Genomic DNA, 14967 nt, shown 5'->3' on the forward strand with positions numbered 1-14967 from the left:
CGCCTCCTGACTCTGTTGCTGATGCTGGCATGCCTGGCGCCACGCGCGCATGCCGCCGATGTGGTCGAGATCACCCGTGCCTATATCGAAGCGAGCGACGAAGGCTACAAGCTGGCGGCCAGTTATTCCTTCGACCTCAATCACGACCTCGACGACGCTGTGCAGCATGGCGTGCCGCTGTTTTTCACGACGGAAATCGAACTGACCCGGCCGCGCTGGTACTGGTTCGACGAGAAGGCGATTGTTGCGCGCCAGACCAGCCGGCTGTCGTACAACGTGCTGACGCGCCAGTATCACGTGTCGCTGGGCGGCTTGCAGCAAAGCTTCGCCACCCTGGACGACGCGCTGTTCCTGATCCGGCGGCCCAGCCGCTGGCTGGTGGCGGCGCGCGGCGCGCTGAAAGTGGGGCAGACCTATAACGTCACCTTGCGCATGGGCATGGACCGCGATTACCTGCCCAAGCCGATCCAGGTCAACGCCTTCAACAACAGCGACTGGCGCCTGGCTTCGAACAAAAAAACCTTTTTGTATACGGCCGAGTAGTGACCCAGGCATTGCGCTATCTGCTGGTGGTGGGCGGCGGCATCGTCAGCATCCTGCTGTTCCTGCTGGCGTCGGCTTCCGACAATTCCGGTTTTTTCGACCGCTATTACACCTGGCTGCTGGGCCTGAACGCTGCCGTTGCCGTGTCCTTGCTGGCGCTGGTCAGCATTTCACTGGCGCGGCTGTATGCCCGCTACAAAAGCGGCAAGTTCGGCTCCAGGCTGATGATGCGTCTGGTGATGCTGTTTGCCGCCGTCGGCATCCTGCCCGGCCTGGTCATCTTTCTGGTTTCCCTGCAGTTTGTCTCGCACTCGATCGAATCGTGGTTCAACGTGAAGATTGAAGCTGCGCTGGAATCGGGCCTGGAACTGGGACGCGCCGGGCTGGACGCGGCGCTGGTCGAACTGGACCAGCGCGGCAAGAAGGCGGTGGCCGACATGCGCAGCGACCCCGCTGCCGCGCCCGCTGTGCTGACCAGCCTGCTGCGCGAAGAGGGCATGCAGAACGTCATGATCGTCAGCGGTGACGGCGTGCTGCTGGCCAGCGCCGGCCCGCACAGTGGCGCTGACCTGCCCAGCTCGGCCATGCTGGCGCAGGCAGCGTTGCCGGCTGGCTATGCCTCGGCCGAGGGCGGCCCCGAGTTGCATGACGATGGCACGGAATCGGGCGGTGGTGGCATGCGCCCCGCCCCGCAGGGGACGGACGCAACTGCCAGCCTGCGCCTGCGGGTGCTGGTGGCCGTGCCGGGGCCATCCGTATCGCCACGCTACCTGCAATTGCTGCAAACGGTGCCGCCCAAGCTGGCCACCAATGGCGAGATGCTGCGCGGCGCCTACAGCGAATACAAGGAACGTTTTGTGGCGCGCGAGGGCTTGCGCAAGATGTACATGGAAATTCTTACCCTTACTTTGCTGCTGGCGATTTTCGGCGCCATCGGCAGCGCTTTCCTGATTGCCAGCAAGCTGGCCCAGCCGCTGCTGCTGCTGGCCGAAGGCACGCGCGCGGTAGCCGAGGGCGACCTGTCGCCGCGTCCTATCGTTGCCTCGCGCGACGAGCTGGGCACCCTGACGCAGTCGTTCAATATCATGACGCGCCAGCTGCTCGACGCACGCACGGCAGTGGAAAGCAATCGCACTGCCTTGCAAAACGCCAAGGCTCACCTGGAATCGGTACTGGCCAATATGTCGGCCGGCGTCATGGTGCTCGATGGTGACTTCAAGCTCGTTACCTGCAATGATTCGGTGGAGCGTATCTTGCAGCACGCGGGTGTGACGATGGTGGGCCAGCCCCTGACGAGTATTTCCGGCATCGAGGAATTCGGCACGGCCATCGTCAGCGCCTTTTCGGCGCAGAGCGCGCAGTCAGCGTCCGGGCGCAACCTGCAGCAGCGATTGCACTGGCAGCGCCAGATCGAGATTCCACGCCGTCCGGGCAGCAGTGCTGACGAGCACGACATTACCTTGCTGGCGCGCGGCTCGCGCCTGCCGGTGGAGTCCGGCAGCGGCTATATTGTCGTGTTCGATGATATTTCCGACGTGATTTCGGCCCAGCGTTCGATCGCCTGGGGCGAGGTGGCGCGCCGCCTGGCGCATGAAATCAAGAACCCGCTGACGCCGATCCAGCTGTCGGCCGAACGCTTGCAGATGAAGCTCGAAGGCAAGCTGGAGCAAAGTGACGCCGACCTGCTGGGCCGCGCCACCAGCACCATCGTCAAGCAGGTCGATGCGATGAAGCGCATGGTCGACGACTTCCGCGACTACGCGCGTACGCCGCCGGCAGTGCTTGCGCCGCTGCGCCTGAACGAGCTGATCGAAGAGATACTGAACCTCTACCTGGGCGGCGACGACGGCGACATTATCCACCCGGTGCTGGCGCCTGAGCTGCCGATGGTAATGGGCGATCCGACCCAGCTGCGCCAGGTGATCCACAACCTGCTGCAGAACGCGCAGGACGCGATGACGGATTTGCCTCAGGGTAGTCCCCGTCCCCGCATTGACGTACGCACCGAAGCAATTCATTATCGCAGTGCGGACGGTGGCGTGAACGTCGCCGTGCGCATGGCCATCACCGATAACGGCCCCGGTTTCGCACCAAAGATCCTGGCGCGCGCGTTTGAGCCGTATGTCACATCCAAGGCGCGCGGCACGGGCCTGGGCCTGGCGATGGTGAAGAAAATTATCGATGAGCACGGTGGGCGCATCGATATCGAGAATCGCGAGGACAGCAGTGGCGCTTCAGTTGTCATTTTGCTGTTAAAGTTAGCTCCCGACGCTGTGGCATAGCATGTTGCTGGCGAACACGTCTGGTTTAGTATCTAAAACACCAATAAAATCATAGTTGTCCGCCGCGTGCCGTTTGGGTGCGCGGGGCGGCGAAATGAGGAAGGCAAGACACGAATGGCAAACATACTCGTAGTGGATGATGAAATGGGTATCCGTGAGTTGCTCTCGGAGATACTGGGTGACGAAGGCCATGCTATCCAGCTGGCCGAAAATGCGCAGCAGGCGCGCGAAGCACGCGCCGCCGGTGCGCCCGACCTGGTGCTGCTGGACATCTGGATGCCCGATACCGACGGCGTGACACTGCTCAAGGAATGGCAGCGCGATGGCTTGCTGACCATGCCGGTGATCATGATGTCGGGCCACGCCACAATCGATACGGCGGTCGAAGCGACGCGCATCGGCGCGCTCAACTTTTTGGAAAAACCGATTGCCCTGCAAAAATTGTTGAAAGCCGTGCAGCAAGGCCTGAGCCGCGCCCAGGAAACCGTGCGCGCGCCGGCCGCTGCGCCGCGCCCGGTAGTCAGCGCTCCGGTCGAAGAAAGCAGCAGCCATCCCGTGCCGAGCTTTGGCGGCAGCGCGCCGCAACAGATGATGGTGCGTCCAGGTATCGCCGCACCGGCCCAGGCCGAAGGCCATGGCTACAATCTGTCGTTCGACCTGCCGCTGCGCGAGGCGCGCGACGCCTTCGAACGCATGTATTTCGAACACCACCTGGGTCGCGAAGGCGGCAGCATGACCCGCGTGGCGGAAAAGACGGGCCTGGAACGTACCCATCTGTACCGCAAGCTCAAGCAACTGGGCGTCGAACCGGGCAAGCTGGCCAAGAAAAACCTGTGACAGCCCCGGCGCGGCCCTTGACGCCGCTGACCCTGGTCAGCGGTGGCCGCGCCAGCGATCGCGAGGCTATCATTGCCCTAGCCTTGCCACCGCAGCAAAGCAATGCCGTGATCCTCGAAGGATTGGCTGACGGCAACTCCCTCCTGGCCGACCTGGCCGAACAAACTTCCCCTCCCGCCGCCTTGGATTTGCTGCGCATTGCACCCGGTTGCCTGTGCTGCAGCGGCAATCTGGTATTGCGTGTAACATTGAATCGTCTTCTGCGCCATCCGCCCGCGCATTTGTTCATCAGCCTGGCAGACGCCACGCATATAGAGCAATTGCGCAACTGGCTTGCCGCCAGTCCTTACGATGCCTGGCTGGCGCTGGAGCCCGAGCTGGTCATCACCGATAGCCCGTTGTTGCCGTAACCGTCCGATCGCAGTTTGCACGCAGTTTGCATCTCGTTACAACTACTTTCCCTGCAGAGCGGGATCGCGCTTGAAATGCCGTGGCCTGGTCCCCACCTCTGTTCTGAAACCGCAGGAGTTCCTCCTGCTTGAGCGAAGGACGCACAATGAACCTGATCTATAACAGCGAGCAATATAGCGTCGTGGAATTCGGCGCCGACCGCAATCTGGACGCCTTGCGTTTCGGCGGCTATGAAATCGTCGACAAGAGCGGCAAGCGCGAAACCTTTATCGCCGGCGTGTTGGCGCAAAACTTTCGCCGCGATGTGAGCGAGCTGATCGCCAGCGAACCGACGATGGAAGAAATTGATGAATTCCTCGGCAGCTACGATTCCCTGATGAGCCAGCCGGTGCTGCTGCACTAATCGTTTCGGGGTTGGTGGCTATCGCCGCCATACCCATTCCCGTGGGTGCATGGTATGGTGGGCGGCTTATCGTGCTGCAAACAAACCATGTGCCAACTTCTCGGAATGAATTGCAATGTCCCGACCGACATTGTCTTTAGTTTTACCGGCTTCGCCATGCGCGGCGGCCATACCGATACCCACCACGACGGCTGGGGCATCGCCTTTTTCGAAGGCGCTGGCGTGCGCCATTTTGTTGATCACCAGGCGGCCATCGCCTCGCCGGTTGCCGAGCTGATCAAACGCTATCCCATCAAGTCGCGCAATGTCATCGCGCATATCCGCAAGGCCACGCAAGGCCAGGTGGCGCTGGAAAATTGCCATCCTTTTGTGCGCGAACTGTGGGGCCGCTACTGGGTATTTGCCCACAACGGCGACTTGAAACAATTCAATCCTGTGCTGAACGGCAGCTATCGGCCGGTTGGCTGCACCGACAGCGAACGGGCGTTCTGCTATCTGCTGCAGGAGCTGCGCGCGCGCTTCGGCGACGCGCCGCCCGCCTTGTCGCAACTGCATGCGGCGCTGGCCGAGTTGTTGCCCGGCATCGCAGCGCACGGCACCTTCAACATGATGCTGTCGAGCGGCGAGGCGTTGTTTGCCCATTGCTCGACCAGCCTGCACTATCTGGTGCGACAGCATCCGTTTCCAACTGCTAAACTATCCGACGAAGACCTCAGCGTGGACTTTTCCCAGGTTACCACGCCGCAGGACCGGGTGGCCGTGATCGTCACGCAGCCATTGACGACCAACGAGCAGTGGACGGCGTTTGCGCCCGGTGAATTGAAGCTGTTTGTAGACGGCGCGGTACAAGAGGCGCCCGTGATTTAATTTGTTGACGACAATACCGGGCAATGCTGCCAGAATAGTCAACAGCGCGGGCGCAAGGTATGGTCAATAGTGAACCCTGACGCAGGCGTGGCGCCGCCAGTGTCACTCGACGTGATTGATGAAGATTTAATGATCGATATTTCCAGCAACGACATCACCCCGAAACCCTTGCGCGTGCGCGAGTTCTATCTGGGGCGACAGCCCATCCTCGACCGCAACCAGGCCCTGTTCGGCTATGAGTTGCTATTTCGCAACGCTCCGGTCGGGCCTGCCAATATCACCAGCGACCTGTCGGCCACGGCCAGCGTGATTGCCCATGCCTCGCAGCTGGGCATGGAAAAGGTGGTCGGTGACGCGCTCGGTTTCGTCAATGTCGACGCCGACGTGATCATGAGCGACATCTTCAGTTTTTTGCCGCGCGAAAAAGTGGTGCTGGAAATCGTCGAATCGATGCAGGTGACGCCGGAACTGCGCACGCGCATCAGCGAACTGGCCGGCCATGGTTTTGTGTTTGCGCTGGAAAACGTGGTGGCCGATACGACGCAAGTGCAGGAGCTGCTGCCTTTGGCACAATACGTCAAGATGGACATGCGCAAGGTCGAACCTGCCACCCTGACCAGCCTGGCGCTGCGCTTCAAGGGCGAGCAAAAGAAACTGGTGGCCGAAAAGGTTGAAACGCGCGAAGAATTCAAGTCTACCCTGGACCTCGGTTTCGATTACTTCCAGGGCTATTACTTTGCCAAGCCCGCCATCATGACGGGCAAGAAGCTGTCGCCGTCACAGCTGGCCGTAATGGAACTGATGACCCTGGTCGTCTCGGACGCCGACAATATGGACATCGAGCGCGCCATCAAGCGCGACGTGTCGCTGGCGCTGAATTTGCTGCGCCTGGTCAATACGCCCGCCGTCGGCGCGCGCCAGCGCATCGATTCGCTGAGCCAGGCCGTCAGCGTGCTGGGCCGCCGCCAGTTGCAGCGCTGGCTGCAGATCATGCTGTATGCGGAGCCAGGCCAGCGCGGCCACAGCATGACGCCGCTGCTGATGCTGGCCACCACGCGCGGTCGCCTGCTCGAATTGCTGGCAAGCAAACTGCGTCCTAACCACGCCCACTCGGCCGATATCGCCTTTACGGTTGGCATCATGTCGCTGATGGATACTTTGTTTGCCGTGCCGATGGCCGATATCCTGAGCCGTATCGAAGTGATCGACGAAGTGTCCGAAGCGCTGCTGTCGCGCGGCGGCTTCTATGGCGACTTGCTGCGCCTGGCAGAATGCATTGAACGCATTGACGACATGGAAGGCGAAATCGTGCCGACGCTACGTGACCTGGCGATGTCGCCGGATGACTTGGTCGAGCTGGAAATGGCGGCGTTCGAGTGGAGTGATAACGTAGTAAGGTATGCGCTCTGATGGCATCTGACCAAACCTACTGCGCGTCGGTATAGGCGGCCTGCGATGCTCACCGTACCTTCGTACGGTTGCGCTTCTCAGCCACCTCTCCTTTCCGCTCGCTACGGTTTTGTCAGATGCTGTGCAGTCCCGGAAAGTCTTTAAAAAAACCCGCACATTGTTTTTTGTGCGGGTTTTTTTCACCTTACGACAAATTCGGTGCCAGCCAGCGCTCTATATCCTCCCTGGGCACGCCGCGGCGTTTGACCATATCGTCCACCTGGTCTGCATCGATCTTGCCGACCACGAAGTATTTCGATTCCGGGTGGGCAAAGTAAAAGCCGGACACGGCTGCGCCGGGGAACATGGCGTACGATTCGGTCAGCTGCATGCCGATCTCTTCGGCCTGCAGCACGTCGAACATGGCGCGCTTGACCGTATGCTCGGGGCAGGCCGGGTAGCCGGGCGCCGGGCGGATGCCGACGTATTTTTCGGCGATCATGTCGTCATTGCTCAGCTGTTCGCCGGTGGCATAGCCCCACAAGTCGGTACGCACGCGTTCGTGCAGGTATTCGGCAAACGCTTCGGCCAGGCGATCGGCCAGGGACTTGAGCATGATGGACGAGTAGTCGTCATGCGCGTCTTCGAAGCGCTTTTCGTATTTCTCGATGCCCAGGCCGGACGTCACGGCAAACATGCCGATGTAATCTTTCACGCCCGAGTCCTTCGGTGCAATGAAGTCGGCCAGGCACTGGTTCGGCCGCTGTACGCCGTCGACCACCGGTTTCACGCCCTGCTGGCGCATGCCGTAGTAGGTGAACGCCACGGTGCTGCGCGTATCGTCCGTATAGACTTCGATATCGTCGTCGTTGACGCTGTTGGCCGGCAGCAGCGCCACTACGCCGTTGGCCGTCAGCCAGCGCCCGTCGATCAGCTTTTTCAGCAGCGCCTGGCCTTCCGCATACACCTTGGTGGCCGCGTCGCCCACCACCTCATCGGTCAGAATGGCGGGGAAGGGGCCTGCCAGGTCCCAGGTCTGGAAGAACGGGCCCCAGTCGATATACTGGGCCAGGGTGGCCAGGTCGACATTTTTGAACACGCGCCGGCCGATGAACTTCGGTTTCACGGGAGTGCAGGCGCCGTCAAACGGCAGCGCCATCTTGTTGGCGCGCGCCTTGGCCAAAGACAACATCGGCAGCGCCTTCTTGTTGGCGTGCTGCTCGCGGATGCGCGCGTAATCGAGTTCGATGTCTTCCACGTATTTGTCGCGCTGCTCGGGTGTCAGCAGCGACTGCGCCACCGACACCGAACGCGAGGCGTCCGGCACGTAGATCACGGGGCCTTCGTAGTTGTGGGCAATCTTGACGGCCGTGTGGGCGCGGCTGGTGGTGGCGCCGCCGATCAGCAGCGGAATTTTCAGCATGCGGAAGTGGTCGTCGCGCTGCATTTCCTTGGCCACATAAGCCATTTCTTCCAGCGACGGCGTGATCAGGCCCGACAGGCCGATAATGTCGGCATTTTCCACCTTGGCGCGCGCCAGGATTTCCGAGCACGGCACCATCACGCCCATGTTCACCACTTCGAAATTATTACATTGCAGCACGACGGTGACGATATTCTTGCCGATATCGTGCACGTCGCCCTTCACGGTGGCCATGATGATCTTGCCCTTCGGCTTGGCAACGATGCCGGTGCGCTTTTCTTCCAGCAGCTTTTCTTCTTCGATAAACGGAATCAGGTGGGCCACGGCCTGCTTCATCACGCGCGCCGATTTCACCACTTGCGGCAGGAACATCTTGCCCTGGCCAAACAGGTCGCCGACCACGTCCATGCCGGCCATCAATGGGCCTTCGATCACGTGGATCGGTCGCCCGCCGTTGTGCAACAGCTCCTGGCGCGCTTCTTCCGTGTCTTCGACGATGAACTGCGTGATGCCGTGCACCAGCGCATGCGACAGGCGGGCCTGCACCGTGCCTTCGCGCCAGGCCAGGTTCTGCGCGTCGGCCTTGGCGCCGCCCGCTTTCAGCGTGCCGGCAAATTCGATCATGCGTTCGGTCGAGTCTTCGCGGCGGTTCAGCACCACGTCTTCCACCCGCTCGCGCAGCTCCGGGTCCAGGTTGTCGTACACGCCGACCATGCCGGCGTTGACGATGCCCATGGTCATGCCAGCCTTGATGGCGTGGTACAGGAACACGGTGTGGATCGCTTCGCGGGCCGGATCGTTGCCGCGGAAGCTGAACGATACGTTCGACACGCCGCCGGAAATCTTGGCGTGTGGCAGGTTCTCCTTGATCCAGCGCGTGGCGTTGATAAAGTCGACTGCGTAGTTGTTGTGCTCTTCGATACCGGTGGCCACGGCAAAGATGTTCGGGTCGAAGATGATGTCTTCCGGCGGGAAGTCGAGCGCGTCAACCAGCAGGTGATAGGCGCGCGCGCAGATCTCGATCTTGCGCTCGAAGGTGTCCGCCTGCCCCTTTTCATCGAATGCCATCACGATCACGGCCGCGCCGTAGCGGCGGCACAGGGTGGCCTGGCGCAGGAATTCCGCTTCGCCTTCCTTCATGGAAATCGAGTTGACGATGGCCTTGCCCTGCACGCATTTCAGGCCCGCTTCGATCACCGACCATTTCGACGAGTCGACCATGATGGGCACGCGTGAAATATCGGGTTCGGAGGCGATCAGGTTCAAAAAGCGCGTCATGGCGGCCAGCGAATCGAGCATCGCCTCGTCCATATTGATGTCGATCACCTGGGCGCCGTTTTCCACCTGCTGGCGCGCTACCGACAAGGCCTCGTCATACTGCTCGTTGAGGATCATGCGCGCAAACGCCTTCGAGCCGGTGACGTTGGTGCGTTCGCCCACGTTGACGAACAGCGACTCGTCATTGATGACGAACGGCTCCAGGCCGGCCAGGCGCAGGTCGTGGCTTTTTGCCGGGATGGTGCGTGGCGTATTGTTCGCCAGCAGCTCGCCGATGGCCTTGATGTGCTCTGGCGTGGTGCCGCAGCAGCCGCCGGCCATGTTCAAAAAGCCCGCGTCGGCAAATTCGCGCAGCAGGGCAGAGGTATCTTCCGGCAACTCGTCAAAACCCGTGTCGCTCATCGGGTTGGGTAGGCCGGCGTTCGGGTAGATGCAAACGAAGGTGTCGGCGATTTTCGACAGTTCTTCCGCGTACGGGCGCATCAGGGCCGCGCCCAGCGCGCAGTTCAGGCCTATCGTCAGCGGTTTCGCATGGCGGATGGAATTCCAGAAGGCGGGCACGGTCTGGCCAGACAGGATGCGGCCCGAGGCGTCGGTGACGGTGCCCGAAATCATCAGGGGCAAACGCTGCACGTCCGGGTGCTGTTCGTAGAACAGGTCGATCGCGAACAGCGCCGCCTTGCAGTTGAGGGTGTCGAAAATGGTTTCCACCAGCAGCACGTCGGCGCCGCCTTCGACCAGGCCCTGGGTTTGCTGCAGATAGGCCGCCACCAATTGGTCAAAGGTGACATTGCGCGCGGCCGGGTCGTTCACATCTGGTGAAATCGAGGCTGTCTTCGGCGTCGGCCCCAGCGCGCCGGCCACGAAGCGCGGCTTGTCCGGCGTGGAATACTTGTCGCAGGCGGCGCGCGCCAGTCTGGCCGCCTGCACGTTCATCTCGTAGGCCAGGTGCGCCATGTGATAGTCGTCCTGGGCGATGGTGGTGGCGCCAAAGGTATTCGTTTCGATCAGGTCGGCGCCGGCCGCCAGGTAGCGTTCGTGGATTTCCTGGATGATGTGCGGCTGCGTCAGTGTCAACAGTTCATTATTGCCTTTGACGAACAATTCGCGCGCGCCCGAGTCGGCTGGTGCCGCGAAGTCGATAAAGCGGCCCTGCGGCCCGCCACGATAGGCCACTTCGTCGAGCTTGTACTGCTGGATGATCGTGCCCATCGCGCCATCGAGGATCATGATCCGGCGCGCCATGATGGCGCGCAGGGAGGCTTCGGTCGGGGACATGGCGGGGATCATGGTATCGGTCATTTCATGCTTTCAATAGGCAACGGGCGGCGGCGCGGTGGAAAGGCGATGCAGGTCAGCAGGGTCAGCCGACGGAGTGTGCCGGCTGGATAGGCTGGCAGGAGGTGGCAATCGCCTGATTACACCGGGTCTAAAATTATACGGCATCAGGCAGTTTTGGTTTCGGGCAAAAGCCCCTGACGCTTGCCGGCAGGCCATCTGCGCAACACTTCAGGACTGCCGGTCTGTTTTGCCGGAAGAGAAAGCTGTTAATGTTGGATAGCGCATTAATAGTTGTTCATAGGAATTTTATTCAATCATAATATGGATTCCTAGCATCAATATTCTCGCCAAAGCCACCGATATGCCAGATACCTCCTTCACTTGTCCTGCCGCCGGGTTTCGCAGATACGGATGCCAGCCATGAAAAACCACTTGCTGATTGCACTGATCGCCATGCTGGGTTTGTCCGCTTGCGGCGGCGGTGGAGGTGGTGCCGACACGGCGGTGGCGACTACGCCTGTGGCCGCCCCGGCGGTGGTGTCCGCCGTGACGGCCGTCTCGGCCAACACTGCAGCCATCGGTTCCAGCGTGACTGTCACTGGCAGCAACCTTGACCGCGTGACGGCTTTCCAGATCGGCGGCGTGACCGTGGCCAGCAGCAATGTCAGTGCCACCAGCGCCACCCTGGCGATGCCGGCCACGCCGGTGGCCGGTGCCTTGAGCCTGGTGACTGCCAGCGGCACGGTGGCCACCAGCCAGGCCATCACGGTCTACCTGCCATTGACGGTCAACCAATTGACTCCAGGCGCTGGCGAAGTGGGCAGCAGCGTGACCATTACGGGCGCGGGCATGGGCAATGTGACGGCAGTGGTGTTTGCCAACGGCAGCGCTGCCACCGTGCAAAGCCGCAGCGACAGCAGCGTGACCTTCGTGGTGCCGGTCGGCGCCGTGACGGGCCAGCTGACCGTGCGCGGTAGCTTCAACGAAGCGCAAACCAGCGCTGCTTTCACGGTCTTGCCGACCGTTAGCGTGACTTCGATCAGCACCGCCATCAGCGGCAGCAATGTGATCGTCACCGTGGCCGGCAGCAACCTGGATCAGGTCACCGGCGCCACCATCGGCACCACCAGTGCCACCATCGTCAGCGCCAGCGCCACCGAACTGCGCGTCTCGGCGCCCAGCACGGCCACCGGCAACCTGATGCTGTCGGCGCCGTCGCGCGCCGCCGTCAATGCCGGCACCGTGGCCGGCTTCACCCTGGGCGCCATCGATTTTTCGCAAGTGCTGAACCTGAGCGCCAGCGATGCGGCGCTGCGTTTGACGCGTGGCAAGCCTGCCGCCGTGCGCGTGTCGGTGCTCGGTACCCTGGCCGGGCGCAGCAGCCCGGCGGTCACGCTGGCGGCCACCTCGTCGACCGGCGCCAACCTGGGCAGCCTGGTGCTGACCGGCCCCACCACCTTGCCAACCACGCGCAATGCGTATAGTTTCGACGGCAACTTCAGCGCGGCCCTGCCGGCCAGCTGGATACAGCCCGGCCTGCAGGTGCGCGTGACTGCCGTCGGCAACGATGGCACGCAAGTGAGCCAGCAAGCCGCGCCGGCGGTGTCGTCGGCCGCCAGGATGCACCTGGTGCTGGTGCCGTTGACCACCAGCGACGGCACCTCCGCCCTGCCTGATCCGGAAGTGATCCGCGCCGCCATCGTGCGCGTGTATCCGTACGCTCCCGACGACATCACCATCACCAGGCGCGCGCCGCTCGACGTTGGGGGCAGCAGTGCGCTCGACACCTGGTGGAGCGAGACCCTGCCGAAGCTCGAAGCGGCGCGCAGCCAGGAAGACAGCAGCGCCTTTTACTATGGTTTCGCCACGCAGATGTCGGCCAGCCGCACCGCTGGCCTGGCCTATATCAGTGACCGTGCATCGGGTCGCGCCAGTCCGTCGGCGATCGGCCTGGACGCCAGCGCCACCAATACAGCCTCGCGGGATGCCTTTGGCAATGCCTGGCCCGAGTGGTTGACGACGATGATCCATGAAATCGGCCACAACCATGCGCTGCAGCACGTCGCCTGCGGTTCGGCGAGCAATACCGCCGCCGACTATCCGTATGCGAACGGTGACCTGGGCAGCCAGCCACTGTACAACAGCAACTACGGCACCGCCATCGGCCAGCTGAGCCAGGCCACCTACACCAGCAACGGCAGCACCAGGCAGATGAAGGACGTGATGGGCTATTGCAGCGGGGCCTGGTTCTCGGACTACAGCTATGCCCGCATCCAGCAATTCCTGGAAAACCGCAATACGCTGAACCAGCGCGGCGCTTCCGTCGGCGCCAGCGTCATGCCTGCCGAGAATGGCTACCTGACGATTTCGGGCCGCATCACCGCCCATGGCGTGCAACTGCACCCGGCAGTAGCCTCGGCCACAGCCCGTGTCTACGCGACGGACAGCAGCGCCACATACAGCCTGCGGATATTGACGGCATCGGGACAGACCATTAATGTGCCATTCGATGCGCAGATGCTGGCCGACAGCCGCACCGACGTCAGCCACTTCCGTGTCAGCTTTGCCAATCCGGGCGACATCAGCGATATCGATGTGCTGGCCAATGGCAAGGTGGTCAGCAAGCTCGAGCGCCAGGTACGCCGTGCCGCCACCGCCGCCAGCCTTGATGCCACGCAAAGTGCCGGCAAGCTGGTCCTCTCGTGGAATGCCGAGGCCGAGCCGTATGCAGCCGTGCTGCACGTGGCCGCCGATGGTCGCAAGACCGTCGTCGCCAGCGCTCTGACCGGCGGCAGCGCCTCGGTTGATGTCAGCGCCTTGCCGGCCGGCGGCCGCTTTGAAGTGAGCCTGTCGTCGTCCGTGCGTGGCCGCATGGTGGCGGTGGCGCGGAAATAAATCAGGGCAAGAAGCGGTAATGCGGTTCAGTTAAGCTGCCCAGTGCATTGAAAGGCTAAAAACGTAAAAACGGCGGGCTGGAGACGCGAACCCGAGAAAATGCCGATGGCGGCGTTGCAGCTCCTGGCCGTACATGCGTACTGTCGTCGTCGCTGCGCCTTGCCCTCGACATTTTTCGGGTCCGCTTGGCCCGGAGGGCCTGTGCGGGCGCCTGAGGTTTTAATTCGTTTTGCAGGTTTACAGGTAGCGTAGGTTTTCTAACTGCACGAGATCATGTCAAGCAGCGATTTTTTCGCGGGTGCGGTGGGGTTATGGCGCGCTGGCTTGTTAAACGAAGCGCTTGCCTTCGAGCGGGAAGCCTTTGATGAATTCCACTGCGGGCAAGCGTTTGCCACCCGGCTTTTGCAAATGCGTCAGGCGCAGTGCGCCCGTGCCGCAGGCCATCACGATGCCATGCTGGGCGTCGGCCGCCAGCACCTGGCCGGGCGGCTGCGGGCTGTCCGCTTCCAGCACCTCGGCGGCCCAGATCTTGATGGCCACGCCGTCGACCTGGCCGCAGGCGCCGGGGAAGGGATTGAAGGCGCGGATTTTCAGGCCCAGTTCCAGCGCCCCCTGTGAAAAATCAAGCGCTGCTTCGTCCTTGGCGATTTTTGCCGCGTAGGTGACGCCCGCTTCCGGCTGGGGCACGGCCACCAGTGGCGCTTGCTGCATCTTGCGCAAGGTGGCGACGATCATCTGTCCGCCCAGGGCGGCCAGCTTGTCGTGCAGGGTGGCGGTCGAGTCGCCGGCCTCGATGGTCACGCGTTCGATGGCCAGCATCGGGCCGGTATCGAGGCCTTCTTCCATCTGCATGATGGTCACGCCGGTTTCATCGTCGCCCGCTTCGATGGCGCGATGGATAGGCGCGGCGCCGCGCCAGCGCGGCAGCAGGGAGCCGTGGATATTGATGCAGGGTTTGATGTCGAGTGTGCTGCGCGGCAAAATCAAGCCATAGGCGGCCACCACCATCACATCGTAGTCTGTCGCCAGCAGGCGTTCGTGGGCGGCTTTGGCTTCGGCCGCGCGCTGCGGGTCGCGGCTGCCCATGCGCAGCGACAAGGGCTGCAGCACTTCGATGCCGTGCTGCTGCGCATACTGTTTGACGGCTGAAGCGTGCAATTGCATGCCGCGTCCGGCAGGGCGGTCGGGCTGGGTCAGCACCAGGGGAATCTCGAAACCCGCTTCGTGCAAGTCTTTCAGGGCGGTAGCGGCAAATTCGGGCGTGCCTGCGAAGATCACTTTCATCGGGTTCCTTGTTGTGAAGTGCGCAGGCCTGGGCCTGGCGGGTATGACAATGCCCGCCAGTTTACCAGTTCATG

General features: G+C 62.1%; 10 protein-coding genes. 8 read left to right on the top strand and 2 right to left on the bottom strand.

Translation table 11 applies throughout. The features are described from left to right. The first annotated feature begins 21 nt into the window (after positions 1–21). The 7 genes from ACQ4WM_RS17715 to ACQ4WM_RS17745 all read left to right on the top strand — a co-directional run bounded on the left by ACQ4WM_RS17715 (position 22) and on the right by ACQ4WM_RS17745 (position 6753). A complete protein-coding gene (locus ACQ4WM_RS17715; RefSeq protein ID WP_436548156.1) occupies positions 22–543 on the top strand; it encodes a DUF4390 domain-containing protein in 522 nt (173 codons plus the stop codon). Then, complete coding sequence (locus ACQ4WM_RS17720) at positions 543–2825, top strand: sensor histidine kinase (RefSeq protein WP_436547980.1); 2283 nt, start codon at positions 543–545, stop codon at positions 2823–2825. The genes ACQ4WM_RS17715 and ACQ4WM_RS17720 overlap by 1 nt, the downstream gene beginning before the upstream one ends. 114 nt (positions 2826–2939) lie before the next feature. Next, positions 2940–3662, top strand: a complete 723-nt coding sequence (locus ACQ4WM_RS17725) for a response regulator (protein ID WP_436547981.1) — start codon at positions 2940–2942, stop codon at positions 3660–3662. Then, positions 3659–4072 (top strand): GTPase, encoded by a 414-nt coding sequence (locus ACQ4WM_RS17730; protein ID WP_436547982.1) that lies wholly within the window; start codon positions 3659–3661, stop codon positions 4070–4072. Before ACQ4WM_RS17725 ends, ACQ4WM_RS17730 begins: the two co-directional genes overlap by 4 nt. A gap of 146 nt (positions 4073–4218) precedes the next feature. Further along, positions 4219–4476 carry a BTH_I0359 family protein gene (locus ACQ4WM_RS17735; RefSeq protein WP_308923806.1) on the top strand — a complete coding sequence of 86 codons (258 nt, stop codon included), beginning with the start codon at positions 4219–4221 and terminating at the stop codon, positions 4474–4476. Positions 4477–4563: 87 nt separating this feature from the next. Next, entirely contained in the window at positions 4564–5343 is a 780-nt protein-coding gene (locus ACQ4WM_RS17740; RefSeq protein ID WP_436547983.1) for a class II glutamine amidotransferase, read from the top strand. Between the two features lie 129 nt (positions 5344–5472). Beyond that, a complete protein-coding gene (locus ACQ4WM_RS17745; RefSeq protein WP_436548157.1) occupies positions 5473–6753 on the top strand; it encodes an EAL and HDOD domain-containing protein in 1281 nt (426 codons plus the stop codon). Positions 6754–6937: 184 nt separating this feature from the next. Here ACQ4WM_RS17745 and metH read toward each other — a convergent pair whose 3' ends face one another. After that, on the bottom strand, positions 6938–10711 hold the full coding sequence (metH, locus tag ACQ4WM_RS17750) for a methionine synthase (protein WP_436547984.1): 3774 nt from the start codon (positions 10709–10711) through the stop codon (positions 6938–6940). A gap of 423 nt (positions 10712–11134) precedes the next feature. On the opposite strand from metH, the gene ACQ4WM_RS17755 reads away from it, so the two are divergent. Then, positions 11135–13609, top strand: coding sequence for an IPT/TIG domain-containing protein (locus tag ACQ4WM_RS17755; protein WP_436547985.1), 2475 nt, complete (start codon positions 11135–11137; stop codon positions 13607–13609). 327 nt (positions 13610–13936) lie between these two features. Here ACQ4WM_RS17755 and fmt read toward each other — a convergent pair whose 3' ends face one another. After that, entirely contained in the window at positions 13937–14893 is a 957-nt protein-coding gene (gene fmt / locus ACQ4WM_RS17760; protein WP_436547986.1) for a methionyl-tRNA formyltransferase, read from the bottom strand. Positions 14894–14967: the final 74 nt, after the last annotated feature.

The sequence above is a fragment of the Janthinobacterium longum genome, assembly GCF_051380735.1.
In the GTDB taxonomy this organism is placed as follows: domain Bacteria; phylum Pseudomonadota; class Gammaproteobacteria; order Burkholderiales; family Burkholderiaceae_D; genus Janthinobacterium.

Coding starts and splice junctions, on each gene's coding strand:
- metH (WP_436547984.1), bottom strand. CDS start 10,711: ATGTCCCCGACCGAAGCCTCCCTGCGCGCCATCATGGCGCGCCGGATC.
- ACQ4WM_RS17740 (WP_436547983.1), top strand. CDS start 4,564: ATGTGCCAACTTCTCGGAATGAATTGCAATGTCCCGACCGACATTGTC.
- ACQ4WM_RS17735 (WP_308923806.1), top strand. CDS start 4,219: ATGAACCTGATCTATAACAGCGAGCAATATAGCGTCGTGGAATTCGGC.
- ACQ4WM_RS17745 (WP_436548157.1), top strand. CDS start 5,473: ATGATCGATATTTCCAGCAACGACATCACCCCGAAACCCTTGCGCGTG.
- fmt (WP_436547986.1), bottom strand. CDS start 14,893: ATGAAAGTGATCTTCGCAGGCACGCCCGAATTTGCCGCTACCGCCCTG.
- ACQ4WM_RS17715 (WP_436548156.1), top strand. CDS start 22: ATGCTGGCATGCCTGGCGCCACGCGCGCATGCCGCCGATGTGGTCGAG.
- ACQ4WM_RS17725 (WP_436547981.1), top strand. CDS start 2,940: ATGGCAAACATACTCGTAGTGGATGATGAAATGGGTATCCGTGAGTTG.
- ACQ4WM_RS17755 (WP_436547985.1), top strand. CDS start 11,135: ATGAAAAACCACTTGCTGATTGCACTGATCGCCATGCTGGGTTTGTCC.